Below are 26,754 nucleotides of genomic sequence, written 5' to 3'. Positions count from 1 at the left end.
CGGTCGCCAACAGGCGTCCGCTGCCGCAGGCTGACGCAATCTCACCGTACCGCCGGCTGTAACAGCCTACGCAGCCGAACACTCGCCTTGATTGCGTTTAAACGGCATTGAATCTAACGCGCTCCAGGGGCCGGTAGAGCGCCCCATGGTTGAACCCTTCTCCCGAGTATGCAGGCCGGGTGAGCGTAGCTCTGAGGTTCTCCTAGGCTGTCTTGGAGGCGTTCTGTAGGACTCTCTCCCGGAGGTCCCCGGGTAGCTGGACCTCAACCCGCCCTCCCGTGGTACCCGAGGGCATGCCGGGGAACAGTGACCGCGTGTAAACGGGACGCGCACGCGCGACCACCCTGACGCCTGCCTCCCGCATCTCCCGGCCCCGGTCGGTCGGGGACTCAAGCGACTTCCATCGCTCCCGGTACGTCTGCCCGGTTGGCTCAAGCTTCCACTCATCCGGCCGGGTCGGTAGTGCCTCCAACGCCTCACGGCGTGCCTCAAGGGCCCCGTACATGCCCGCGAACTCTGCCTTACCTCGATCACCGCGGAACAGGCCGGCGGCTAGGTGCTCCCGCAGCTCCGCAAGGGACTCTTCAACCTCCCTCAGGTCCCCGGTGTGGTCAGACCCGGGCACGAAGACGCGCCGCATCACCTCAAGATCACCCACCATCAAGAGGAAGCTCTCCTCAGCGGCTTCCTCCAACAGGGCGGCAGGGATGGACGACATGCCCTTAGGGCAGTTCCGGCCAGCGCGGGCCCTCAAGCCGCAGCGGTAATACATGCCGTTGCGGCCCCGGTTCCTGTACAGGGGTTCTCCGCACTCGCAGAATGCCACCCGCAGCAGTGGGGAACCGCCAACGCGGTTGCCCGCCTTCGGGTTCGCGTTCCTTTGCAACGCTTCCTGTAGCTTCTCCCAGTCCGCGGTGGCAAGAATCGGCTCAGCACGCCGCAGCGGTAGGCCATCCTCGCCTCGGATTAGGCGGGTGATGCTCTCCTTCGTGCCATCCGCCTGAGTGCGAGTCTCTGTCATCTCCGCGTATCCCAGTAGCGTGTGAGAGCGGAGCATCTTGAGGAGATTCGCTACACGCCACTCAGTGCCGGTGGTTGCCTTCCCGGCCCGCTTCCTCTGGGCGTCAAGAGGGCTAGGCGTCTTCTCCTCGTTCAACCAGCGCACGACCGAGTTGGCAGACGCGCCGTCGAGGATGCGACGCACGATCCCCTTGGCTACCTCGCTGGTTTCTGGGTCCACCTCAAGTCGCCACCCGTTCCCGGCGTCAGCCTTAACCGCCCGGTAGCCGTACGGCACGAAGCCGCCCCGCCAACGGCCCTGCCTCATGAGGTGGGCGAAGGATGAACGGGCCCGCTCTCGGATCGCCTCAAGCTCGCCCTCCGCCAAGGCGGCAAGGATGTTGACGAACACCGCGCCCATCGGGGAGTTGATGTCGAACCCCTCGGAGGTGGAGACCAGGGCCCGGCCGGTGGACCGGCACCAATCGATCAGGGCAGCCAGGTGGAGTACCCGCCGGGACACCCGGTCCAGCCGCCAGGCGCACAGAATGTCGAAGCCTGCTGCCGGGGCGGTGCCGCCCAAGGTCACCGGCAGCCACGCCCCAAGCTCGGGCCGCTCCCACGGCGCGACGCTCCCGGAGACGTCTGTATCTACAGCCCAGCCAATTAGGGTGTGCCCGTTCTGCTCGGCCCAAGACTGTATGTACTGGCGTTGCCGCGCTACCGACGTGGACTCTTCCCGCTCCCGGGAAAGCCTTACGACACCAAGCACCCTGCCCACGGTGCCCCCTCCTGTTGGATGCTTGCGCAGGCTAGGGGACGTTTAGAGCGGCGTCAAAAGTTTGACTTAGAGTCGTCGAGGAACAGCACCCCACGGTGGGCCAGCGACACCGCGCCGGGCCGGGCCAGCCCGGAGCCGCCACCGACGAGGGCGGGCACCGTGGCGGTGTGGTGCGGCGCCTGGAACGGGGGACGGCGCAGCAGCCCGCCGCCGGGCGGCAGCAGGCCGGCGATCGAGTGCAGCGCTGTCACCTCCAGGGCGGCCTCGTCGTCCAGTTCGGGCAGCACCGACGGCAGCCGTTCGGCGAGCATGGTCTTGCCGGCGCCGGGCGGGCCGAGCAGCGCGAGGTGGTGACCTCCGGCGGCGGCGATCTCCAGCGCGCGCCGCCCGAGCGGCTGGCCGGCCACGTCGGCCAGGTCCGGCCCGAGGGCGGCACCGGTCGGAGCCGGAGCGGGCGGGGTGAGCAGCGGGGTGCCGTTGCGGACGTGCGCGACGAGCCGGTGCAGCGTGTCGACGGCGTGCACCCGTACGCCGGGGATGACTGCCGCCTCGGCGGCGTTGCCGGCGGGCACGACGACCCGGGTGTGCCCGGCGCGGGCGGCGGCGGCGACCATGGGCAGCGTGCCGCGTACCGGGCGCACCGCGCCGTCGAGGCCGAGTTCGCCGAGCACGACAGTGGCGTCCAGCGCGACCGGCGGCAGCTCACCCGAGCCGGCGAGCACGGCGACGGCGATGGCCAGGTCGAACGCCGAGCCGTACTTGGGCAGGGTGGCGGGAAGCAGGTTGAGGGTGATCCGACGGTTGGGCCACTTCTGGCCGGAGTTGACGATCGCGGCGCGGACCCGGTCGCGCGCCTCGTGCAGCGCGGTGTCGGGCAGACCGGAGATGATCACGGCGGGCAGGCCGGGGGCGAGGTCGGCCTCGACCTCGACGACGTGCCCGGCGACTCCGGCCAGGCCGACGCTCAGCACTTTCGCGTACCCCATGTCAGAACGCGCCACGGAGGTGCTCGACGCGGGCGGGGCCGGTGAGCGGGAGCCGGACGGACAGCACGTCGAAGCGGACCTCGTCCGCGGTGGTGCCGGTCTCGGCCAGCCACCGGGCGGCCAGGCCGCGCAGCCGGCGGGCCTTGGCCCGGACGACGGCCTCGGCGGGGGAGCCGAACTGCTCGGTGCGGCGGGTCTTGACCTCGCAGATGGCGAGGACCGGGCCCTCCCAGGCGATGATGTCGATCTCGCCCTCGGGGCAGCGCCAGTTGCGGGCGACCGGGCGCAGGCCCGTCTCGATCAGGTGCCGCAGCGCGCACCGCTCGCCGTACGCGCCGACGGCTCGGTTCCGGTTCGTCATGCCGGCCAGGATGCGCCGGGGCGGCCCGGGGCGGCGGGACGGATGCGGCTGCCCTGTGGACAAGCTGACGGTTGTGGACGGAGCCACGATCACCGGATCGATGTGGTAAGGCTGCCGGCCGCACATGCGAGACGCCAGTGGCGGACGGTGACGGCGGTGACGACCTCGGGAGCATGTGGGCGGTTTGCGCTAACCAGTTGTGACGTCTCTTTACAGGGCGTGTAGCTGATCTTTACTGTCGCATCGCTGAGGAGCAATGAACGGGGGCTGTAATGAACTTGAGCTTGATCTATAGAACGACCGTCGCGCTGAGCCACTCTCGCCGACCAGTCGTCGATCAACTCGCCCGCTGACGAGCCGCTCGCGCTGACACATCCCGACGTCGGGCGCCGGAGCGACCGCCGTCCGCTACAGGTTCTTGATTTCCACGCCTTGAGTCCCGTGCCCCGCACGGCCCTCTGACGTGCCAAAACGCAATGAGGAGTGTCTAGGTGAGAGCACCTGGATCGGTTTTCGCGTGGCGTCGTCGCGGTTTCGCCGCCGCAGTCGTCACGCTAGCCCTGATCGCGGTCGGCAGCCCGACCCTGCTGCCGTCGCCAGCGGTGGCCGAACCGCCGGCGTCCCCGGACGCACCCGTGCTGGGCGAGGTCGACGCGCTGGCGCAGGCCAGGAAGCTCAAGATGCAGGTCGAGGTCACCAGCCTCAAGAGCGAGAACTCACGTGTGCTCGCCACGCCCCAGGGCAACCTGGTGCTGGAGTCATACGTGGAGCCGCAGTGGACGAAGACTCGCAACAACAACTCGTGGCAACGGATCGATACCCGGCTCGAACGGCGAGCCGACGGTTCGCTGGGGCCCGTGGCGACGCTGGCCGACGTGACGTTCAGCCAGGGCGGAAGCGCACCGGCAATTCGGCTGCCGGTGGCCGACGGGCAGGTGTCGTTGTCCTGGCCGGGGGAGCTCCCGGCCCCCTCGCTCGACGGCGACACCGCCGTCTACGCCTCGGTGCTGCCGGACGTGGACCTGCGGCTGCGGGCCTTGCGCGACGGGTTCACCTGGGCGCTCGTGGTGAAGTCCGCGCAGGCCGCGGCGAACCCGATGTTGAACGAGTTGCGCTTCTCGCTGCGGACGACGGGGTCGCTGACCAAGCGGTCCAAGGCCGGCGGCGGATTCGAGGTGGTCGACCCGACCGGTAGCCCGATGCTGTCCGCGGGCGGTGCGCTGATGTGGGATTCGGCCGGGGTGGCGCCGAAGGCTCGTGCGGGGACGAGCCGGGCGGCAGCCGACTTCGCAGCCTGGGACCGGCGCGAGTCGTTGCGGGTCGCGCCGGACCACGCGCGCAAGGCGGAGATTCCGACCCGGGTGCAGGGCGACGACCTGGTCATCGTGCCGGACCAGGCGCTGCTGCGGGGCAAGAACACGGTCTACCCAGTGGTCATCGATCCGTGGAGCACAATCGAGAAGACCCGGTGGGGTTACTCGAGCACCAACAACGCGACCCGCAACGACGGTGTGGCCCGCGTCGGCCGGGACCCCGAGGGGTCCGGCACCTACCGGTCGTACTTCTCGTTCAAGCTCACGTCGCTGTCCGGCAAGACCATCCGCAGCGCCAAGTTCCTGACGGAGATGACGCACTCGTGGGACTGCGGCAACACCCCAGTGAACCTCTGGCGGACGGCCGACATGGCGACCACAGGCAAGCAGACCTGGTCCGGGCCGAGCTTCTCCAAGTGGTTGGAGAAGCGGTCCGGGCACGCCCACAAGCCATCCACCGGTGAGGGCTGCCCCGACGACCCCCAGCCGGACCAGCCGATGGAGTTCGCCAGCCCGAACGTCACCGCCGACATCAGCGCCAACCGGGGCCAGGAGATCTACACGCTGGCGCTGTCGACCCGCGAGTCCGACGGCACATCGGAGTCGACGAGCAACTGGTGGAAGAAGTTCGACCCTGTGCAGACCAAGCTGACGGTGGAGTACAACACCAACCCCAACACCCCGACGGCTGCACAACTGTCGACCCACGCCGGCTACACCGCTCCGGGGCAGGCGTGTGTGACCGGTACGTCACGGCCGGCAGTGCGCTCGGACTTCCCGTGGCTGAAGGCGACGGTCAGTGACCCGGACGGCAGCGGTGGTGGCAGCCTCTCCGGCGTCTTCACCCTCCAGAAGCTGGTGGGTGGCACCTGGACGAACGTGTCCGGCTGGCCCAAGACCGATTCCGGGGTCGCGCCCGGAGCCAAGGCCGAGTTGCAGCTGTCCGCGAAGACGGTCAACGGCGAGATCTACCGGTGGCAGGTGCAGACCAAGGACACCCTCGGCGGTTCCTCCACGGCGTCCCCGTGGTGCGAGTTCTCCGTCGACTACTCCGCACCCGAGGCGACCCCCGGGGTTGTCGCCGCCGACGGCCTCTACCTGGAGTCGCCGCCCCGGGGCACGAACCAGGACCTGCGGGGATCGGTCGGTTACACCGGGCGCTTCACCTTCTCGGCCAACGGCGCCGCCGACGTATACGACTACGTCTACCAGATGAACGGTGGTCCGGAGATGGTCGTCCGTGCCAGCAGTCTCGGCGGCACCGCCACCACGGTGGCGACGCCCACGCTGCGGCATGAGAACGTGCTGACCGTCCGCAGCCGCGACCAGGCCGGGAACTCGTCCGCCCCCTACGACTACGCCTTCCTGGCAGGCGACCCGTCCGGCCCGGTCGCGCACTGGGCGATGGATGAGGGAACCGGTCTGACCCTGAACAACAAGGTCGAGGGCGCTCCGGTGGCGACCATGAGCCCGTCCCCGGCCTGGGCAGACTCGCGTGTGCTGGGTACGAGCCGGCGAAGCGGCAAGGACTGGGCGGTCAAGTTTGACGGCGACGATCAGGCCGCGACCACGGGATCGGTCATCGACACCACCCGCAGCTTCTCCTTCGCTGCCTGGGTCCGCGCCGATGTGGCCGGTGGGGTGGTCATGGCGCAGGTCGGCACGAACAAGAGCCCGTTCGAACTCCAGTACCATCCGGCCAAGCAGCGATGGTGCTGGGTCACCTACGCCTCGGACACGGTCAATGCTCTGGCGACCCCGTCACCCGCGTGCGGTACCGAGCCGGTGCAACCGGGCGTGTGGGTACACCTCGCCGGTGTCTACGATGCCGGCTCGACCAACCAGCTCTCGTTGTACGTGAACGGGGTCCGCAAGGGCGTGGGCATGGCCAACGCCTCCGTGTGGTCCGCGTCCGGGCCGCTGATGATCGGTGCTGCGCGCAACGGGGCACCGACCGGTTGGATCAACGGCGCCATCAGCGAGGCCCGGGTCTGGGACCGGGTCATCGACCCGGAGACGGACCTGTCCGAGATCGTGGCCCCTGTGCGGGTCGGCCAGTGGGACATGGACAGTGACGACCAGGACGAGCCGAGGGAATCGGGAGACTCCTCCGACTACCGGACGCCACTGACTCTCGGTCCGGCACCGGCCGCGAACTGGACCACGGAGGGCTTCAACGGATCGACTGCCCTGCGCTTCGACGGAATCTCGGGTGCCGCACAGACCAGCGGTCCGGTGCTGCGCACCGACCAGTCGTACACCGTCTCGGCGTGGGTGCGGTTCGCAGGCGGCGCGGGCGCCCGCACGGTGATCGCCCAGGACGGTGTGAACATCTCCAGTTCGTTCCTGAGCTGTCGTACCGACGCGAACGGGTCGAAGTGGTCGATCATGCTCCGCTCCGGCGACTTGACCTCCGCGCCTGGGTTCTACGTGACCGGCAGCACCTGCCTCGTCAACCAGTGGACGCACCTCACGGCCGTGCAGGATGCCACGAGCCGGACGATGAGCCTCTACGTGGACGGCAATTTGTTCAGTCAGCTCACCCCCACCTTCAACCCGTGGCACGGAACAGGCGGGCTGGCGGTCGGCCGAGGCAGGTGGGGGGCGCCCACCGACTACTTCAACGGTGACATCGACCGTGTCCAGGTATGGCAGGGCGCGCTGAGCGCCGCAGAGGTCCAGGCGGCGTTCGCCGCAACCGACTGACGCGCGGCTCCCGTCCCGTCCCGTCCGCAACGCAGGTGCGGCAACCTCTCGTTCTTGAAGGGCAGAAATGAGAATCGATCGATCCGGCCGGCCGCAACCAGGCGGTGGGGGGATGCGGGTCAGCGTCGCGGTGCGACGGGGCGCCCGTCGTACCCTCGTCGCGGGGTTGGCCACGGTCCTCGCCGCCACGCTCGGTGGCCAGTTGCCGGCCCGCGCGGAGCGGCCGGAGCAGGCCCTCCACCTAGACCCGCAGCGGTACTCCTCCGCCCCGCTGCACAAGGCCGCGTCCAGCAAGCGGATTCCCGACAAGGACGCCGCGGCGGCCAAGGTGCGGCGCCCCGCACCGGTCTGGCCAACGGCGGGCTCCGCCGAGGTGTCACTGGCGGCGACCGCCGGCGCAGCGGCAACACCGAGCCGGGCCGGGTCGCTGCCGGTCACGGTCCGGCCGGCTACCGCGTCCTCGGCCAACCGAAGCGCGGTGGCCGCGCCCGCCAAGGTCCGGGTCGAGGTCCTGCCGAAGGCCCAGGCCGAAGCGGCCGGCATCAACGGCCTACTGGTACGCCTCGGACGCACTGACGGGGTGCGGGCGGCCGGCCCGGTCGAGGTGGGTATCGACTACGCCGCCTTCGCGACCGCGTACGGCGGTGACTGGGCGTCGAGACTGCGGCTGGCGCAGCTGCCCGACTGTGCCCTGAGCACCCCCGCCGCAGCGGACTGCCGCAGCACGCCGTTGAACTCGCGTAACGACGTGCGGACCCGGACGGTCACCACCACCGTGTCGGTGCCCGAGGCCCAGGCCGCTGCGGTCTTCGCCCTGACCGCCGGTCCGTCCGGTGGAGCCGGCGACTTCGCCGCCTCCAGCCTCGCCTCCACGTCGTCGTGGAGCCACAGCGGTGCCACCGGCAGCTTCCAGTGGTCGTACCCGATGCGTGTCCCGCCGGGCCCCGGCGGACCGGAACCGACCCTCGGCATCGGCTACTCGTCGCAGTCGGTGGACGGTCGGCACGCGGCGACCAACAACCAGCCGAGCCTGTTCGGGGAGGGCTTCGAGTTCTCCCCCGGTTTCGTCGAGCGGCGCTACAAGGCGTGCGCCGACGACATGGGTGGCAACGCGAACAACACGGTCAAGACCGGTGACCTGTGCTGGGGCCCGGAGAACGCCGTCATGTCGCTCAACGGCAGCACCGTCGAACTGCTCAAGGGCAGCGACGGCACCTGGCACCCCCGCAGCGAGAACGGAACCAAGGTCGAGCTGCTCACCGCGTCGGCGTACGCCAACGGCGACAACGACAACGAATACTGGAAGGTCACCGGCACCGACGGCACCCAGTACTGGTTCGGACGTCACCGGCTTCCCGGCTGGGCCACCGGCCGTCCGACGACCAACTCCGTGCTGACCGTCCCGGTGTACGGCAACAACCCGGGCGAACCCTGCAACGCCGGCACCTTCGCCGCCTCCGACTGCAACGGGAAGCCGCAGGCCTGGCGGTGGAATCTCGACTACGTCCAGGACATCCACGGCAACACCATGTCCTACTGGTGGGCCAAGGAGACCAACTACTACGCCAAGAACCTGACGGGCACGACGCCCGTCGTGTACGACCGGGCCGGCTACCTGACCCGCATCGATTACGGCAGCGACAACCGGGACGATAACGAGTACGCCGCCACGTCGCCGTACATCGAGAACGTGCCGGGACGTATCGAGTTCACGAACGTGGACCGGTGTCTGCAGAACTGCACCACGAAGAATGCGACGAACTGGCCGGACACTCCCTGGGACCAGAGTTGCACCGCCTCGACCAACCCGTGCACCAACGGCTCTCCCACGTTCTGGTCCGCAAAGCGCACCACGGAGATCACCACCAAGGCGTGGAAGGCGTCCGCCTCGGCCTACCAGAAGGCGGACTCGTGGACCTTCCGCCACGCGTTCCTCGACCCCGGTGACGGCACGAGGGCCGGTCTCTGGCTCGAAGGCATCACCCACAAGGGTCTCAACGGTGGCACGATCACGACGCCGGAGGTGACCTTCTCCGGCATCCAGATGCCGAACCGGGTGGACGCCGGCGGCAGCGACTGGGCCCTGGCGATGAACTGGCACCGGGTCAACCTGATCACCCTGGAGACCGGCGGGCAGATCTTCGTCACCTACAAGCAGCCGCAATGCGTCCGCGGCAGCGTGATGCCCTCGAAGGACGCGCTGGACAAGAACAAACTGCTCTGTTATCCGGTCGAGTGGGCACCCAACGGCAGGGACAAGGTCACCGACTTCTTCCACAAGTACGTCGTGGAGGAGGTCCAGCAGATCGACCCCACCGGAGGGTCGAGGCCGCTGCGCACCGCGTACGAGTACCTCAACACCAACAACGAGGCGTTGTGGCACCACGACGACGACACCGGCATCACTCCGAACGACCGCCGTACCTGGTCGCAGTGGCGTGGCTTCCCCCGCGTGGTGACCTACGTCGGTGAGGGCCCCGCGCGGACCAAGACCGAAACCCTCTACTACCGAGGGATGTACGGCGACAAGCTCGCCAACGGCAGCACCCGCACGACGCAAGTCCAGGGTCTGGAAGGCGGGGCGGTAAACGACTACGACCACTTCAGCGGCTCGCCCCGCGAGACGATCACCTGGCTGGACGGAAACGTCCTGTCCGCGACCGTATACACGATGTGGCGCTCCGAGGCGACGGCCACCCGGGCGGGAAGCCCAGTCGCCGAATCCCGGTACACCCGGGTACGCACGGTGAGTTCCCGCACCGCCACGGACTCGGGTTGGCGGCGCAGCACGTCGACCACCGACTTCGACGACTACGGCATGCCGACCACCCAGGAGGACAGCCCCGACGGCGGCGCCACCGGGGACAAGCGGTGCAGCAAGACCGAGTACATCCGCAACGCCAACCGGTGGTTGCTCACGCCGGTCAAGCGAATCCACGGCTGGGTCGGGGCGTGCTCCACCACGCCCACCGACACCAACCAGATCCTCGGTGACGTCCGGTTCAGCTACGACGGGCAGGCGTACGGCACGGCGCCGGACAAGGGGCTGCTCACCGCGAGCGAGAAGATCGTCGACTTTGCCGGCGGCAACCGCACCTACCAGCAGGTGGGGACAGCCAAGTACGACCTTCGGGGCCGCACGACCGAGGTCACCGACATCGCCGGGAAGAAGACGACGACCGCGTACGTCCCGGCCACCGGTGGGCCGGTCACCCAGCGGACGACCACCAACCCGTTGCAGTGGACCACGACGGTGGACCTCGACCCGGCCACCGGCCTCGCGCTCAAGAGCACCGACGTCAACAACTACGTCACCGAGTACACCTACGATGCCCTGGGCCGCGCCCTCCAGGTGTGGTTGCCCAACCGGCAGCGGGCGAACAACCCCACCACGCCGTCGACCAGCTATGCCTACACGCTGTCGAAGACGGCGCCGTCGTACGTGGTGACCACCGCGGTGAACGCTCTCGGTGGTAGCGACACCTCGTACATGATCTTCGACGCGCTGGGCCGCCAGCGGCAGACGCAGGAACCGGCCCATCGCAGCGGCCGGATCATGACCGAGACGTTCTACGACGCGGCCGGTCGCATCTACAAGTCCAACTCGGCCTACTACGACTCCGGCGCGATCGACACCTCGACCATCAGATCGCGGCTCGACCAGGACGTGCCGAGCCAGACCCAGGCGATCTACGACAACGCCGGCCGACAGACTCACTCCCTGCTTCTCGGCTCGGTCGCGAGCGTCCAGGTCGAGAAGGCCAGAACCTCGACCACGTATCACGGTGACCACGTCACCGTGGAGCCTCCGGGCGGGCAGGCCGCCACCACGGTATGGACCGACCCGTACGGCCGGACGGAGAAGCTCTGGCAGTACCACGGGCGGACCGCCACCGGGACCTACGACGAGACCATGTACACCTACCACCCGGTGGGGCAGTTGGCCACCGTCAAGGACCCGTCCGGCAACACCTGGTCCTACGCCTACGACATCCAGGGCCGGTTGATCTCGTCGAGCGACCCGGACGCCGGCACGTCCACCAGGAAGTACAACACCCTCGGGGAGTTGGAGAGGACTACCGACTCCCGCCCCGACACGCCTGACCTCTGGTACGCCTACGACGAGGTCGGACGGCTACGCACCACCCACGAGGGCAGCCTGACGGGGCAGAAGCGCACGGAGTTGACCTACGACTCGCCGGTCAAGGGCATCGCCACGTCGTCGTCGCGGTGGATCGGGTCCGAGGAGTACCGCTCCGAGGTCGTGACTGTCGACAAGATGTACAACACGACGCAGACCAAGCTCACCCTCCCGGCGTCGCAGGCCGGCTTCTGCGGTATCGGCAAGGTCACCTGTAGCTTCACGTCCAAGGCGACCTTCCTGGGCGATGGCTCACCCAACACGCTCACCATTCCGGCCGCGGGTGGCCTCGACCAGGAGGTGCTGAACTACAAGTACGACACCACGTACGCGATGCTGGACCGGTTGGCGACCGACTACATCGACGCCACCTACTACGTGGTCGACGCCGGCTACAGCGACCTGCACGAACTGAACACCATCACCCGCGCCACCGCGCTGACGGGTGCGAAGTCGGTCCAGAGCAAGAACTCGTACGACGAGACCACGGGCCGGGTCAGCAGCAGTTCGGTGACCCGCTCAGTCGCCCCGTCTTATGTGCTGAACACGTTCTACGACTACGACGCCAGCGGCAATATCACCAAGATCGACGACAACACGGGTACCCGTCCCCGCGACACCCAGTGCTTCACCTACGACCACCAGCGCCGGCTCACCGAGGCGTGGACTCCGGCTTCCTTCGACTGCACGGCGAAACCGCAGACCGAGACCCAACTGGGCGGCCCGGCACCGTACTGGCAGCAGTGGTCGTTCGGCGCGCCGAACGACCCGGAGGGCCGCATCGGCAACCGTCGCACCCAGATCGAGCGCGGGACCCCGACGGGGACGGTGACGACGTCCTACTCCTACCCGACGGCGGGCACGCCGCAGTCGCACCGGCTCAACGGGTGGAGCAGGACCGACAACACCGGCACCACCACCGGCTCGTACACCTACGACGAGGCCGGCAACACGAAGAGCCGGCCAGGCAGGTCCGGGCAGCAGAGCCTCACCTGGGACGTCGAGGGGCACCTGGCCTCGGTGACCGACAGCACCGGTACCAGCTCCTACATCTACGACGCAGGCGGCAACCGGCTCATCGCCACCGATCCCACCGGAAGCACCCTGTTCCTCGGTGATCAGGAGATCCGCAAGAACGGCACCACGGGGCAGGTGACGGCCACCCGCTACTACTCGTTCGGCGGGGAGGTGGTCGCGCAGCGCACCGTCACCGGCATCACCTGGCTGGCCAGTGACCACCAGGGGACCTCGCAGGTCAGCGTCGCCAACGACACGAACCAGACCATCACCCAGCGCCGTCAGACGCCGTACGGGTCGCCCCGGGGTGCGGCGGTTACCTGGCCCAACCAACAGGGGTTCCTCGGTGGTTATCAGGATCCCACCGGCCTGACCCATCTCGGAGCCCGTGAATACGACCCGACCATCGGCCGGTTCATCTCGGTCGACCCGATCAACGACCCGGGCAACCCGCAGCAGTTGTCCGCCTACACCTACGCGTCGAACAACCCGGTCACGTTCAGCGACCCGAGCGGTCTGATCATCCCCGAGTACCTCAACCCGACGGCCAACAACATTGTTGTTTGCAGCGGCCTCGGGGGCTATGCGTGCCAGAACTACGCGGAGGGCAAGACCGGCCAGGGCCATGGTCCCAGTCGCAACGACGGCAGTGGGGGGCCGACGAAGAAGACCGGCCGACAGAAGACGCACGAGTCCCTTGAGGCGTGTGGCCTTTTCCTCATCGGTCTGGGCGCGGGATGTGACGGCGTCAACGCGGTCATTTACGCCACCGAAGGAAACTGGCGGGAGGCCGCGCTGTCCGGCGTCTCGGTCGTGCCCGGACTCGACTGGGCCTGCAAGCTCGGCAGGTGGTGCAAGAAGGTCATCGACTGGGGAGCCGACAAGGCCGGCGCAGTCGTGGCGCGCATCAGGTGGGGCAAGCCCCCGTCGATCAACCCGGCGGCCGAGGCCAAAGAGATGGCCTTGCTGAAGAAGGAGATCCGGGAGACTCCGCGGCCACCGGCACCGAAGACGCCCGAACCTCCGAAAAAGGAGCCCGTCGCGCCAGCCAAGGGCAAGACCGGCGGAAACAACGGCGGAGGCGCACCCAGCTCCAAGGGCGGCTGCCCGACACACAGCTTCTCGCCGGACACCCCGGTCCTCATGGCCGACGGGACGACGCAGCCGATCGCCGAGGTACGTGAGGGCGACCAGGTCCTCGCCCACGACCCCGAGCGGGGGGCCACCAGTGCCCAGACGGTGGAAAAGCTGCACATCAACCAGGACGACGCCCTGACCGACCTGGTCGTCCGCGATGGCAAGGGCGCTGTGTCGACAATCGACACCACGCAGCACCACCCGTTCTGGAGCGTCACCCGCAAGCAGTGGGTCGGCGCGGGTGAGCTCAAGGCCGCCGAAGGGCTGCTCGCGGCGGACGGGTCGACGGTAGACGTCGTCAAGGTCCGCAACTTCAGCGGCAGTGAGGTGATGCGCGACCTGACGGTCTCCGTCTTCCACACGTACTATGTGGTGGCCGGCGCCACCCCGGTCCTCGTACACAACTGCGGCGATGCAGCGAAGCACAGCGTGGATAACCTTGCGGACTCGCTAGACGACAATGTCGTATTCCATTACACGTCCGAAGGCAGCCACGCCAAAATCATGGACGGCGGTGTGGTAACTGCAAACGCAAAGGGCGTCACATACTTCACAAGGGAGATGCTTAGCTCCAAGGAAACAAGCAACGCACTCTTCATGGGAAGGGGCGGGGACCGAGGAACCCACCTGATCGCGTTTAGGTTGCCCGCTGGGACTAGACTGGTGCCCGGCTCACAGCCCAACGAGCTAATGCACACGGGGTCGTTCAGATTCACGCTCGATGACGTGGTTTTCCATGGCCCGAATCCATTCGGATGATGAGGAAGTATGTTCGAGATCGACAACATCGACGAGCTTTACGCACTTCAGAAGGGCTTGATGGAGATCCGCTTCAACGCGGCCGATGTGGATTGGGCGGTGAAAGGTAGTCCGTTCCTGAGTCGCGTACATGAGCGGCTAGTTGAGACGATCATTGCGTATCACGAAGAAGTGGGGGAGTCGCGGAAAGCGCAAGGTTGGCGTGATTGGCGTCGCTTTGAAGCGCGAGCAATGGAACGCCCTGCCGTGCGCGCTTACCTAGCCAAAATGTGGGGTGAGTTACCCACGCCGGAAGCCAAAAGAGAGGCTGTGGTCGATCAAATGCGCCCGTTCGTCTTCTCGGCTGAGAACGTAACTGAAATGATCGCCGAAATCGAAGCAGAGTCGAGCAAGCGGTCGGCTATTTGATTTCCAAACGTTCGATTGATCCGGAGTTGTAAAGCATCGGCGGACCACTCCGTATGGTGCAGGTTCAGTGACGTCGCGCGCCGGGGTGCATGGTTGTGCACCCCGGTTGCTGTCACGACTGATGTCAGATATTTGGAACGCATATCTGAGGTTGCTCACCATGGTTCCCGCCGTGCTGCTGGGCGCGGCGGCTGCCGTGGCGACGGTGTGGCTGGCCGCGCATCTGGTGCGGTATCTGCTGGCCGACGCGGAGATCCGGCCGGCGTTGCGCGTCGGTTGGCGGATCCGGTGGACGTGGCGGCGCACCGCCGTGCGGGTGGGCCTGGTGCAGACCGAACGCGTCCGTCCGCCGTTGTGGTCGTCTCGGCCGCAGACGGTGGTGGTGCGGCGGGAGTTGGTTCCGGCGGTCCGGGTACGGGCGCGACGCTGGGGTGTCGAGGTCGACGCCTCGACGGTCGGCCGGCTCGGCCTGGCCGAGTTCCAGAACGCCGCCGGGCATCTCGCCGACGCGTGGCGCGTGCCGCAGGTGCGGGTAGCGCAGGTCCGTCCGGGTCTGGTCCGGCTGCGGGCACTGCTGGTCGACCCGCTCACCCAACCGACCGCCTGGGACGGGCAGACCACGACCGCCGACCACCTGGAGACATGGTCGGCGGGTGTTGACGCTGACAGTCAGCCGGTCACCATCCGTTCCTCCGGGGTGTCGGGGGTGGTGGTCGCGGGGTTGGCCGGCTTCGGGAAGACCTCGCTGCTAAACGCCCGGTTCTGTCAACTCGCGGCGAGTTCGGCGGTGCAGTTCGTGTTGATCGATGGCAAGGGCGGCAGCGCTACCGCACACGGCAGGACATCGACCGGCGCGAGGCCGGCGACAACTGGACCGAGACCGGGCTCGTATTCGCCAACACCACGGGCGGGCCGATGGACCCGGCCGCGGTGCACCACCACCACCAGGCCATCTGCGAACTCGCCGACGTCCGCTACATCCGCTTCCACGACCTGCGACACACCTGCGCCACGCTGCTGCTCGAACAGGGCGTGGACCTGGTGACGATCAAGGACCTGCTCGGCCACGCGCAGATCCACACCACCGCCGACATCTACTCCCACGTCCGGCTCCGCCTGCAACGCCACGCCGTCGAGTCCATGGACCAGGCGCTGCAACCCGACCAGCCCGACGACGACCACAACCTCGGCTCCGACGACTGAGCCGACCGAGAACGCGCCCCGCCGGGATCACCGCCCCGGCGGGGCGCTCTCGCCCTGGCGGCCGTCGGCTGGTTCGTATGGCCAGGTAAAGAACCGGCGGTATAGCGTCCCCGACGTGGTGGCCGGCATGTCCACGCACGCCTCGACGAAGAACCGCGACAGGTAGAGCATCAGCGACACCCGCGCCCCGGCGAACTCGGCCAACAGTTGACGTTTGCGGCTGAGACACGGCCACGCCTGCCCACACCCGGCACAGGTCCAGGCCGGGCGAACCGGCAGGTGCATCGACATCGCTGCTCAACCCTCCGGAGACGTACGTGGTCTACGGTGTGAGGGCCGGGCACGCACCCGGGTATGAAGAATGCCGATCTTCGTGCCCGTCCCGGCCCTCCCGGAACAGCACCAGCCAGGTCCGGACTCGATGCACGTCCCCGCTGGGCCTGCCACCAGGATCAGGGGAGAGAGATGACCATGGAAGCAGGCGAGGGTCTTCCCTCGTCTACACCCGACACCGCCGACCTCGGCGCTCACCTGCGCGCCGCCCGCGAGGCCGCCGGGCACAGCCTCGCCGGGATGGCCGTGCTCACCCACTTCAGCAAGTCCTACCTCGGCCTCGTCGAAACCGGCCGCCGCCCTGCCACCCCCGACGTCGTCGAACGCTACGAACAGGTCCTCGGCGTGCCGATCGGCACCCCACACGACCCGGTCCGCCGCACCCACGAATGGCTCATCGGCAACCCGCCCGCCACCCGCTGCCTGCGCGCCGATCGTCGCATCGGCGTCGGCCAGATCCGAACGTTGGAAGCCAGGGTGGTGGAACTACGGCACCTCGACGACACCGTCGGCAGCCGCACCCTGCTACCCGTCATCCGCGCCGAACTCGACCAGGCCGAACACCTCGCCCGCACCGCCTCCTACACCGACACTTCCGGTAAGCGGCTGTACACCGTGATCGGTGAACTGGCCCAACTCGCCGGCTGGGTCGCCAGCGACGCCGGCCACTACCCCGACGCCCAACGCCTCTACCTGTCCGGCGTCACCGCCGCCGAAACAGCCGGCGACCGAGCACTGGGCGCGCAACTGCTTTCCAGCCTCGCCTACCAGATCACCAACATCGGCAAACGCGACGACGCCCTCCTCATCGCCCGCTCCGCCGTCACCGGCGCACCCCACGCCAGCCCGCTCGTGCGGGCGCTGCTGCTGGAACGCCTCGCCTGGGCCGCCGCCCGCCTCCGCGACACCGACACCACCCGCCGCGCCCTCGACGCCGTCAACGACGCCTACGACCAGCACTCCGACGGCGCCGCCGAACCCGAATGGGTGTACTGGCTCAACCGCGCCGAGATCGACGTCATGGCCGCCCGCTGCCTCATCGAACTCGGCACCCCAGCCGCCGCCGAACCCCTGCTCACCCGCGCACTCGGCGCCTACAACCACGACCACGCCCGCGAAGTCGCCCTCTACCAAACCTGGCTCGCCGAAGGCCACGCCAGAGCAGGCGACCTCGACGCCGCCTGCGCCGTCCTGCGCCGCATCGACACCACCGCCATCGACGCCGGCTCCACACGCCTCCACCGCCGCATCGCCGCCGTGGATCGCCTCATCGACCGCCGCGCACAGAAGAAGTCCGCCAACAGGACCAGACGACCGACCGAGTAGACGGCCAACAGACCCCCCGCTCGGCCCGACGTGCGCCCACGTTGCTGTCACGACTGCTGTCAAAATCGCCGACAATCGATGAGCTGGCGGCGGGTGGTTGAGCATACGCCCAGCTCCCTGCCAAGATCGACGCCATGACTTCGCCGCAGCCGCCGTAGCAACGCCACACGTACTATGTGGTGGCCGGCAACACTCCGGTACTCGTGCACAACTGCGGATCTGAGGCTAGAGCCGCAGCGCGATCAGCGCCCGAAGACGCCACGATGACTGCCGCAGCCCGGTTTCGAGGGACCGACATGGTTTCGATCGGCCACTCTGGCCATTCGTCCCGTCCAGCCTATTTCGAGCCCGAGATCGATTCCGCTCTTGCGGATGGCGGGCAGATTGCGGGCCGAGGGGCCGACAACTGCGCGGAGATTCGGGCTTGCAACGCTCTTATCGCAGAGCACGGAGCGGCGTTCGAGGCTCGAGCCGGACGCTCGCTACGTTTGAGTGACATCGAGTTCTTGACTGTTCGCAATGCAACTGGTGTCTCGGAGGCGGCATGCCTATCCTGTCAAAGTGTCCTCGTGCGGCGTGGAGCGACTGACCTGTCAAGGTGAACTATGCATGAAGCAGAACTGTTCGGGTTCCTCGGCTCGTTCAATTCGAGGGCGGCTGGTGGGTTGCCTGAAATAGAAGTTGTCGCGGCGAATCTGAAGCGGGCAGGATTTGAGTGTCACGAGGAGGGTCACGCATTCTTGGGTCAATACATCGGCCTGACGGTTGAGCATCCTCCAACCCTCCTCATCGCAGGGGAAAGGATTGCGAGCTGGACTCGGTTTGAACCGTCGGCCGTATGTACAGTGCGGGACGCGAGAATATCCCGGCGCTGTGCGACAGTGGCTGGCGTCGCTCTCATGCCAGTTGGAGTCGACAGCTTTCATTTGACCATATATTCAGGGAGTGATGGCAGGTTTTACGCGGGATTCGATTCCTCGGTCTACCGATATGGGAATAGTCGGAACGACATGTTCTCGATGATGAAGAATGGAGTCCGCCCATCCTTCTTGGGCGACTGGGCGGCTCAGTGAGCCTGTGGCGGCGGGGCTTATTGAGCTTTCCCGCTCAGGGTGCCCGGAGTGGTTGGATGCGTCCAAGCCGCCACCGCCACAACTCACAGCTATGCTATTGCTGCGCAACGTGAGTGGGCGTGGAGACGAATGCCTCCGGTTGTGGAGTGGGCTGCCCTAGGTAGCTACTCCGCGGGCAGGAGGCGTTCGGCTTCCCATGCCAACGCTGCCCTGAGTGCCGGCGCGTCTTCGGTTGTGTCTCATCGGGGTGAGGGTGACATGCTGAGTAGTGCCCTGGCTTCCGCTGGCTGCCACGAAGAGGTGGGTCGCCGAGGGGGCGGCGTTACGGGGGCATGTCCGTCGTGGCCGAAGATTTGCCCTGTTCGGCCCTACGTGGCCTCTTGGTGCACCCGTTGGTCGGCGGCCTGCGGATCGGTCAAGTGGTGCACCTCAGCGGGGCGGGTTCGACGGTAGCGAGTGCCAGCAGGCGTCGAGCCTCACTAGGCGACCGTCGCGCCCAACTCACGAGATGCGACGATCCGATGACGCGAGATAGTCCGTGCGAGCTGGGACGATGTCCACCGGACCCGAATGGCGCGGCTGGAGCCGGTCGCATACCGTGCCGGTCGTGGACGGACGACGGAGCTATCCCGAGGATGAGCAGGGGTCGCGATGGGGCGACCGCGGATACGAGTCGGACTGGCGCGCCGCGGGTGAGCCCCGCTACCGCGACGACGACTACCGCACGCCGGAGCAGCGGGCCGGTGAGAGCCGGTACGCCGAGCCGGGCCGGTACTCCGCCGCCGACCCGCTGGTGGACGACACGAGCAGTTGGCGGTCGCAGCGGCCCGACGACCCGGAGGTCTCCGGTGAGCTGCCCGGGACGCGGGCCGGCCGGCGGGCAGCCCGCGAGTCCGCGGACGATTCGCTCGCCGCGGTGTCCCGCAGCGGTGTGGACGCGCTCGGCACCGCCGCGCACGGCAACCCGCTGAGCGCGGTGCCGGCGAGCCCGCTCGGCGCCCCGGCCCCCGACGGCGCGTCCCGTACCGGCGGCGACCCGTACGGCCTGGCCGCTCACAACGCCGATCCGCGCGGTGGCGGTAACGCGCTGGCCCTCGGCGGCGCTGCCGGCCAGGCCGGTCCGGGGCCGCTCGGCGGCTACCCGATCGTGGACACCGGCCGTTCGGCCGAGCCGCCGGCGACCGGTGGGGCGGACCCGTCGGCCGCGGCGCGGCTCAATCCCGGCGAGGCGACTCCGCTGCGGATCGGTGAGCGCCCGGCCGGTCCGGCCGAGCCGGCGGCGACCCCGAACCCGCTGGAGATGCCGACCGGCCCGATGCCGGCACTCATGCCCCGGCCGGAGGGTCCGCCGCCCGGTGACGGCGTGTACCGGACCCGGCGTCCGGCGCTGGCGGTGCTGCTGGCGGTGATGGTGCTGGTGCTGGAGGTGCCGGCGGTGCGGGTGTTGCTGCACGGCCTGTTCGGCGACCCGGTGTCGACGTCGCACGTGGTGGTGGGCATGTTCCTGGTGGTCGGGCTGCCGATCTTCGGCACCGGCCTGTACGGGCTGCGTACCGGCGGGCTGGCGCTCGCCGACGGCAGCCGGGGCTGGCTGCGCCCGCCGACCGCCTACCTCACCGTCGGGCTGGTCCTCTTCCTCGCCGCCGCCCTCGCCGCGGGCTGAGCTTTCGCTGAACCAGTACGCCGGAGTGGCGGTGTCACCGACAGGTCGATGCCGCCACTTCGCCGTACTGGAGACGATCAAGCGAGACGATCAAGTCGAGGCGGCCTTCCGCACCCGAGGGCCGTGCGGCGGACAGGGCGCGTACACTGGTCGACTGGCGACCGCCTCGCGCGGTCGACCTCGCGTGCCCTCTCCACGGTCTCCTCCGTGGGGCGACGGCCTCCCTGGTCCCGGTTCTTCACCCGGGCCCACCCAGGCCGGCGACCGGGCGCCAGGCGTCCGGTCGCCGACCGGACGGACAACCAGGGACAAAGTAGGAGTAACCCACCATGGCCGTCGTGACCATGCGTCAGCTGCTGGAAAGCGGTGTGCACTTCGGGCACCAGACCCGGCGCTGGAACCCGAAGATGAAGCGCTTCATCTTCACCGAGCGCAACGGTATCTACATCATCGACCTGCGCCAGACGCTCGACTACATCGAGAAGGCGTACGAGTTCGTGCGCACCACCGTCGCCGGTGGCGGCAGCATCCTGTTCGTCGGCACCAAGAAGCAGGCCCAGGAGGCCATCGCCGAGCAGGCGACCCGGGTCGGCCAGCCGTACGTCAACCACCGCTGGCTCGGTGGCATGCTGACGAACTTCCAGACCGTGTACAAGCGGCTGCAGCGGATGAAGGAGCTGGAGGCCCTGGGTGACCTGAGCGGCACCGCCGCCGGTTACACCAAGAAGGAGACGCTCCAGCTCTCCCGCGAGAAGATCAAGCTCACCAAGACCCTCGGTGGTCTGCGGGACATGCAGAAGCTCCCGGCCGCGGTCTGGATCGTCGACACCAAGAAGGAGCACATCGCCGTCGACGAGGCCCGCAAGCTGGGCATCCCGGTGATCGCCGTGCTCGACACCAACTGCGACCCGGACGAGGTCGACTTCCCGATCCCGGGCAACGACGACGCCATCCGCTCGGCCGAGCTGCTGACCAGGGTCGTCGCCGCCGCCGTCGCCGACGGTCTGATCGCCCGCTCCGGCCGTAACCGGGGCGCGGACGAGAAGCCCGAGGCCGGCCAGGTCGCCGCCGACGAGCCGCTGGCCGAGTGGGAGCGCGAGCTGCTCGAGGAGCCGAAGAAGGCCGACGAGCAGCCCGCCGCCGCGCAGCCGGAGCCCGCCGCCGCCGAGCAGCCCGCCGCTGCCGAGCAGCCGGCGACCGCCGCCGCGGAGTGATCTCGCCGTCGCGTCCCCACCGTCCGGATCCCCGGCGGTGGGGCGCGACGGGTACGCCGGGTCAGCACCGGCCCGGAACCGGGTAACCAGCACCCCAGACCACCTCACTGACACCGAAGAGAGAGTCATGTCCAACTTCACCGCCGCGGACGTCAAGAAGCTCCGCGACCTCACCGGCGCCGGCATGATGGACTCCAAGAAGGCGCTGACGGAGGCCGAGGGCGACTTCGACAAGGCCGTCGAGATCCTGCGCGTCAAGGGCGCCAAGGACGTCGGCAAGCGGGCCGGCCGCACCGCCGCCAACGGGCTCGTCGCCCACTCCGGCCAGGCGCTGCTCGAGCTCAACTGCGAGACGGACTTCGTCGCCAAGAACGACGCCTTCATCGCGCTGGCCCAGCAGCTCGTCGAGCACGGCGTGGCCAGCGGCGCCACCAACGCCGAGGAGCTGCTCGCCAGCAGCATCGACGGCAAGAGCGTGGCCGACCTGATCCAGGAGCAGTCCGCCAAGATCGGCGAGAAGCTGGTGCTCAACCGCTTCGCCAAGCTCGACGGCACCACCGCTGTCTACATGCACCGCAAGAGCCAGGACCTGCCCCCGGCGGTCGGCGTGCTCGTGGAGTTCACCGGCAAGACCGACGAGGCGGCGGACGCCGACGCGCGCGCCGTGGCCATGCAGATCGCCGCGATGCGGCCGAAGTACCTCACCCGCGACGAGGTGCCGGCCGAGACCGTCGAGTCGGAGCGGCGCATCGCCGAGCAGACCGCCCGCGAGGAGAACAAGCCCGAGGCGGCGCTGCCGAAGATCGTCGAGGGCCGGGTCAACGCCTTCTTCAAGGACTTCGTCCTGCTGGAGCAGGCGTCGGTCGCCGACAACAAGAAGACCGTCAAGCAGGTGCTGGCCGACGCCGGCATCGAGGTGACCCGCTTCCTGCGGTTCGAGGTCGGCCAGGCCTGAGCCGCCGCGCCGGGCCTTCCGGGCCCGGGCACAGGGGAAACGTCGACGAGGAGGCCGCCGGTGTACGTGACAGGCACCGCGGCCTCCTCGTCACATAGGGTCGGCAAGGGCACGTACGCGACGCTCGCGCGATGCGCGGGGAGAAGGGGCGGGGCGGATGACGCAGGTTGTGAGTGACCGGAGCCTGGCGATGGAGGATCCGACCGCGCCTCCTCCCGGTCGGTCCCGCCGGGTGGTGCTGAAGCTCTCCGGTGAGGTCTTCGGCGGCGGCGCGATCGGCGTCGACCCCGACGTCGTGCAGGGCATCGCCCGGCAGATCGCCACCGTGGTACGCCGCGGCGTGCAGGTCTCCGTGGTGGTCGGCGGCGGCAACTTCTTCCGCGGCGCCGAGCTGCAGAAGCGGGGCATGGACCGGGCCCGCGCCGACTACATGGGCATGCTCGGCACGGTCATGAACTGCCTGGCCCTCCAGGACTTCCTGGAGAAGGAGGGCATCGAGACCCGGGTGCAGACCGCGATCACGATGGCCCAGGTCGCCGAGCCGTACATCCCGCTGCGGGCGATCCGGCACCTGGAGAAGGGCCGCGTGGTCATCTTCGGCGCGGGCGCCGGCATGCCGTACTTCTCCACCGACACGGTGGCCGCCCAGCGGGCGCTGGAGATCCGCGCGGACGTGGTGCTGATGAGCAAGAACGGCGTGGACGCGGTGTACACCGCCGACCCCCGGATCGACCCGACCGCGAGCAAGCTCGACTCGATCACCTTCTCCGAGGTGCTGCGCCGCAACCTGCGGGTGGCCGACGCCGCGGCGTTCAGCCTCTGCATGGAGAACGGCCTGCCGATGCTGGTCTTCGGCGCCCAGGGCGACGACACCATCGTCCGGGCCGTCGCCGGTGAGAAGATCGGCACCCTGATCACCGCCTGACCGGCCCGCCGGATCGACAAGCGGTCCCTCTGCCACGGCGGCACCCGCACTACCCACGACGAGCGACAGAAGGAGGCGAGGAGACCGGTGATCGACGACACCCTCCTCGAGGCGGAGGAGAAGATGGAGCGTGCCATCGAGCACGCCAAGGAGGAGTTCGGCGGGATCCGTACCGGTCGCGCCAACGCCGCCATGTTCTCCCGGATCGTCATCGACTACTACGGCAGCCCGACCCCGCTGCCGCAGATGGCCTCCATCGCGGTGCCCGAGCCCCGCATGGTGATCATCAAGCCGTACGACAACTCGCAGCTGGGCGCCATGGAGAAGGCGATCCGCGACTCGGACCTCGGGGCCAACCCGAACAACGAGGGCAACCAGCTCCGCATCGTCCTGCCGCAGATGACCGAGGAGCGGCGCCGGGAGATGATCAAGGTCGCCCGGCAGAAGGGCGAAGAGGCCAAGGTCGCCGTCCGCAACATCCGCCGCAAGGCCAAGGAAGAGCTGGACCGCCTGGTCAAGGACGGCGAGGTCGGCGAGGACGAGGGCCGGCGCGCGGAGAAGGAACTGGACGACCTGACCCACCGTTTCGTCGCAGGAGTCGACGAGCTGGTCAAGCACAAGGAGAGCGAGCTGCTCGAAGTCTGAGCGCGCGCGTACCCCGCACGGCACCGCCGCCGTCGCCCGCACGGGCGGCGGCCCGGTGCCGTCGTCGTGCCCGGCGGCGCACACCCTCGGGGCTCCGGCGGGTGCAGTAGGCTCGGCACGATTCCCGACCACCACGGGGTGAACGGCGGGGGTCGCCCGGCCGTCGGTCGGTCAACAGGAAGTCTCACGCCGGTAGGGGATGGTTTTGGTCTTGCGTCATGTGGTGGCTCTCGTACCGGCTGCCGGTGCGTGATGTCCCACCCCGACCCCTACGGCAGCACCGAGCCGCGTGGCTGGGACCGTCCGGCCCCCGCCCTGCCCTGGCCGGACACCGACCTGGAACCCGGCCCCTGGCGGCCCGGTCCGGCGGCGCCCGCCCACCCCGCCGAGCCGGACACCTACGCCCGCCCGGACGCGTACGACACGTACGCCGGCCCCGACAACACGTACGCCGGGCCGTACCCGACGACGTCGCGGCACCACGACGGACCCGGCCGGTACGACGGACCGCAGGCCGGCGACCGCGGCCGGCCCGGCGGGCCGGAGCACGGCGGCCCGTGGGGTGAGCCGCCCCGCGACGACGAGTACCCGACCGCGCAGATCGCGCCGGTGCGGGACGAGCCCACCGACCAGATCCCGGCGGTACGCGACGAGCCCGAGCCCGAGCCGCAAACCGGCCGGCGGGGCCGGGGGCGGCGGCGGGCGAGCGCGGAGCGACCGCCGACCGTCGTGCCGAAGACGTCCCGGGCGGGGCGCAACCTGCCGGCCGCGATCGGCGTCGGGGTGGCCCTCGGCGCCGCGGTGGTGGTGCCGCTGTTCTTCTTCATGCCGGCGTTCCTCGCCGTGCTCGCGACAGCGGTCGGGATCGGCATCTGGGAGATGGCCCGGGCGGTACGCCGCAGCGGCGCCCACCCGCCGCTGGCGCCGCTGGTAGCCGGTGGCGTGATCACTGTGGGCCTGGCATGGTTCGCCGGCCCGGACGCGCTCTGCCTCGGCCTGCTGGTCACGGTGCTGGGCACGATGATCTGGCGGCTGGGCGACGGGCCGGGTAACTACCAGCGCGACCTCACCGCGGCCACCCTGATCGCGGTGTACGTGCCGTTCCTCGCCGGGTTCGCGGCCATGCTCGCGGCGGCGCCGGGCGACGGGCACCTGCGGGTGCTCGTGACGCTGGTCGCGGTGGTGCTCTCCGACACCGGCGGGTACGCGGCCGGGGTGACGTTCGGCAAGCATCCGATGGCGCCCACGATCAGCCCGAAGAAGTCCTGGGAGGGCTTCGCCGGCTCGGTGGCCGCCGCGGCGGCGGGCAGCGCGGTGCTGTTGTGGGTGTTGTTCGACGTGGCGCCCTGGTGGGGCGCGCTGTTCGGGATGGCGATCTCGGTCTCCGCGGTGCTCGGCGACCTCGCCGAGTCGATGATCAAGCGGGATCTCGGCGTCAAGGACATGAGCAACCTGCTGCCCGGGCACGGCGGTCTGATGGACCGGCTCGACTCGGTCCTGTTCGCGGTGCCGGTGGCCTACCTGCTGCTCGCCGTGTTCGTCCCGGTGGTGAGCTGAGGCATGCGTCACGGCGGCGACCCGTGGCGGGCCGGGCGGCCGGGGGCGATTCGACACGTACGGACGGGTGCGTCCGGGCGGGAGCGTGTCAGACTGGACGCGCCATGACGAGTCTTCCGCTGATCTCCGTAGACCCCGACGCCCGCGGCCGCCGACCCTCGATGCCCCCGCGCCACCTCGCCGACCTGGACCTGCCCGGCCGGCAGGCGCTCGTCGCCGAGCTGGGCGAGCCGGCGTTCCGCGCCAAGCAGGTCTCCAACCACTACTTCGGCCGCCTCGTGCGCGACCCGGAGCGGATGACCGACCTGCCGGCGGCGACCCGGGAGCGGCTGGCCGGCACGCTGCTGCCCACCCTGCTCACCCCGGTGCGCGAGCTGGCCTGTGACGACGGCGCGACCCGCAAGGCGCTCTGGCGGCTGCACGACGGCTCGCTCGTGGAGAGCGTGCTGATGGGCTACCCGGACCGGGTGACCGTCTGCATCTCCAGCCAGGCCGGCTGCGGCATGGCCTGCCCGTTCTGCGCGACCGGCCAGGCCGGGCTGACCCGTAACCTGTCCACCGCGGAAATCGTCGACCAGGCGGTCTACCTGGCCGGGGTGGCCGCGTCCGGCGCGGTGGCCGGCTCGCCGCCGCGGCTGTCGCACGTGGTGTTCATGGGCATGGGCGAGCCGCTGGCCAACTACTCGCGGGTGGTGGCGGCGATCCGCCGGCTGGTCGCTCCGGCGCCGGAGGGTCTGGGCCTGTCGCAGCGGCACATCACCGTCTCCACCGTCGGGCTGGTCCCGGCGATCCGGCGACTGGCCAGCGAAGACCTCTCCGTGACCCTTGCGTTGTCGCTGCACGCCCCCGATGATGAGCTGCGCGACGAACTCGTCCCGGTCAACCAGCGCTGGAAGGTGTCCGAGGTGCTGGACGCGGTGTGGGACTACGCGGCCACGACGGGGCGTCGCGTGTCCATCGAATACGCGATGATCAAGGACGTGAACGACCAGCCGTGGAGAGCAGATCTGCTCGGGCGGCTGTTGGCCGGCAAGCTGGCCCACGTGAACCTGATCCCGCTCAACCCGACTCCGGGCAGCCGCTGGGACGCCAGCCCGAAGCCGGTCGAGCGGGAGTTCGTCCGGCGGTTGCGCGACGCCGGGGTGTCGACCACCGTGCGGGACACCCGGGGGCGCGAGATCGACGGGGCGTGTGGCCAACTCGCCGCCGCCGGGGACACGGACGGCGACTCACGCGCGGCAACGGCGTAGCG

The 26,754-nt window shown here is 69.0% G+C and carries 15 protein-coding genes and 3 pseudogenes; 14 read left to right on the top strand and 4 right to left on the bottom strand.

Translation table 11 applies throughout. The features are described from left to right. Positions 1-202: 202 nt before the first annotated feature. The 3 genes and pseudogenes from AMK25_RS22445 to AMK25_RS22435 all read right to left on the bottom strand — a co-directional run bounded on the left by AMK25_RS22445 (position 203) and on the right by AMK25_RS22435 (position 3,127). Entirely contained in the window at positions 203-1,780 is a 1,578-nt protein-coding gene (locus AMK25_RS22445) for a recombinase family protein (RefSeq protein ID WP_073830349.1), read from the bottom strand. 68 nt (positions 1,781-1,848) lie between these two features. Further along, positions 1,849-2,766 (bottom strand): annotated as a pseudogene (locus tag AMK25_RS22440) (YifB family Mg chelatase-like AAA ATPase); the annotation flags it as partial. A 1-nt stretch (position 2,767) separates the two neighbouring features. Continuing rightward, the gene (locus tag AMK25_RS22435; RefSeq protein ID WP_073830500.1) at positions 2,768-3,127 is read right to left on the bottom strand and encodes a YraN family protein; all 360 of its coding nucleotides are present in this window, start codon (positions 3,125-3,127) and stop codon (positions 2,768-2,770) included. Positions 3,128-3,618: 491 nt separating this feature from the next. Here AMK25_RS22435 and AMK25_RS22430 point away from each other — a divergent pair, with 491 nt between their 5' ends. From AMK25_RS22430 to AMK25_RS22410, 5 genes and pseudogenes are all read left to right on the top strand, one after another. Next, positions 3,619-7,146, top strand: coding sequence for a LamG domain-containing protein (locus tag AMK25_RS22430; RefSeq protein WP_143194779.1), 3,528 nt, complete (start codon positions 3,619-3,621; stop codon positions 7,144-7,146). Positions 7,147-7,258: 112 nt separating this feature from the next. Further along, a complete protein-coding gene (locus AMK25_RS22425; RefSeq protein ID WP_073830347.1) occupies positions 7,259-14,200 on the top strand; it encodes an RHS repeat-associated core domain-containing protein in 6,942 nt (2,313 codons plus the stop codon). 9 nt (positions 14,201-14,209) lie between these two features. Then, the gene (locus tag AMK25_RS22420) at positions 14,210-14,608 is read left to right on the top strand and encodes a hypothetical protein (protein ID WP_073830346.1); all 399 of its coding nucleotides are present in this window, start codon (positions 14,210-14,212) and stop codon (positions 14,606-14,608) included. Positions 14,609-14,729: 121 nt separating this feature from the next. After that, positions 14,730-15,428: pseudogene (locus AMK25_RS22415) on the top strand (FtsK/SpoIIIE domain-containing protein); the annotation flags it as partial. Further along, positions 15,428-15,811: pseudogene (locus tag AMK25_RS22410) on the top strand (tyrosine-type recombinase/integrase); the annotation flags it as partial. The pseudogenes AMK25_RS22415 and AMK25_RS22410, both read left to right, overlap by 1 nt. 27 nt (positions 15,812-15,838) lie before the next feature. Here AMK25_RS22410 and AMK25_RS22405 read toward each other — a convergent pair. Beyond that, on the bottom strand, positions 15,839-16,102 hold the full coding sequence (locus AMK25_RS22405) for a flavin reductase (RefSeq protein ID WP_073830345.1): 264 nt from the start codon (positions 16,100-16,102) through the stop codon (positions 15,839-15,841). A gap of 174 nt (positions 16,103-16,276) precedes the next feature. Here AMK25_RS22405 and AMK25_RS22400 point away from each other — a divergent pair, with 174 nt between their 5' ends. The 9 genes from AMK25_RS22400 (at position 16,277) to rlmN (ending at position 26,752) form a co-directional block, all read left to right on the top strand. Next, the gene (locus tag AMK25_RS22400) at positions 16,277-17,470 is read left to right on the top strand and encodes a helix-turn-helix domain-containing protein (RefSeq protein WP_073830344.1); all 1,194 of its coding nucleotides are present in this window, start codon (positions 16,277-16,279) and stop codon (positions 17,468-17,470) included. 605 nt (positions 17,471-18,075) lie between these two features. Beyond that, on the top strand, positions 18,076-18,543 hold the full coding sequence (locus tag AMK25_RS33260; RefSeq protein WP_073830343.1) for an SUKH-3 domain-containing protein: 468 nt from the start codon (positions 18,076-18,078) through the stop codon (positions 18,541-18,543). 598 nt (positions 18,544-19,141) lie between these two features. Further along, positions 19,142-20,206, top strand: coding sequence for a hypothetical protein (locus tag AMK25_RS22390; RefSeq protein WP_073830342.1), 1,065 nt, complete (start codon positions 19,142-19,144; stop codon positions 20,204-20,206). Between the two features lie 329 nt (positions 20,207-20,535). Further along, entirely contained in the window at positions 20,536-21,420 is an 885-nt protein-coding gene (gene rpsB, locus AMK25_RS22385; protein ID WP_073830341.1) for a 30S ribosomal protein S2, read from the top strand. Between the two features lie 127 nt (positions 21,421-21,547). Further along, a complete protein-coding gene (tsf, locus tag AMK25_RS22380) occupies positions 21,548-22,375 on the top strand; it encodes a translation elongation factor Ts (RefSeq protein ID WP_073830340.1) in 828 nt (275 codons plus the stop codon). A gap of 157 nt (positions 22,376-22,532) precedes the next feature. Continuing rightward, the gene (gene pyrH / locus AMK25_RS22375; protein ID WP_043325891.1) at positions 22,533-23,300 is read left to right on the top strand and encodes a UMP kinase; all 768 of its coding nucleotides are present in this window, start codon (positions 22,533-22,535) and stop codon (positions 23,298-23,300) included. An 87-nt stretch (positions 23,301-23,387) separates the two neighbouring features. Next, on the top strand, positions 23,388-23,945 hold the full coding sequence (frr, locus tag AMK25_RS22370) for a ribosome recycling factor (RefSeq protein WP_030504243.1): 558 nt from the start codon (positions 23,388-23,390) through the stop codon (positions 23,943-23,945). Positions 23,946-24,197: 252 nt separating this feature from the next. Then, positions 24,198-25,502, top strand: coding sequence for a phosphatidate cytidylyltransferase (locus AMK25_RS22365; protein WP_073830339.1), 1,305 nt, complete (start codon positions 24,198-24,200; stop codon positions 25,500-25,502). A gap of 104 nt (positions 25,503-25,606) precedes the next feature. Then, a complete protein-coding gene (rlmN, locus tag AMK25_RS22360) occupies positions 25,607-26,752 on the top strand; it encodes a 23S rRNA (adenine(2503)-C(2))-methyltransferase RlmN (RefSeq protein ID WP_073830338.1) in 1,146 nt (381 codons plus the stop codon). The last annotated feature ends 2 nt before the right edge of the window (positions 26,753-26,754 follow it).

The sequence above is a fragment of the Micromonospora sp. TSRI0369 genome (genome assembly GCF_001905625.1).
Lineage (GTDB): Bacteria > Actinomycetota > Actinomycetes > Mycobacteriales > Micromonosporaceae > Micromonospora > Micromonospora echinospora_A.
The sequence above is the reverse complement of the archived record's forward strand: the minus strand, read 5'-3'. Positions and strand labels throughout refer to the sequence as shown.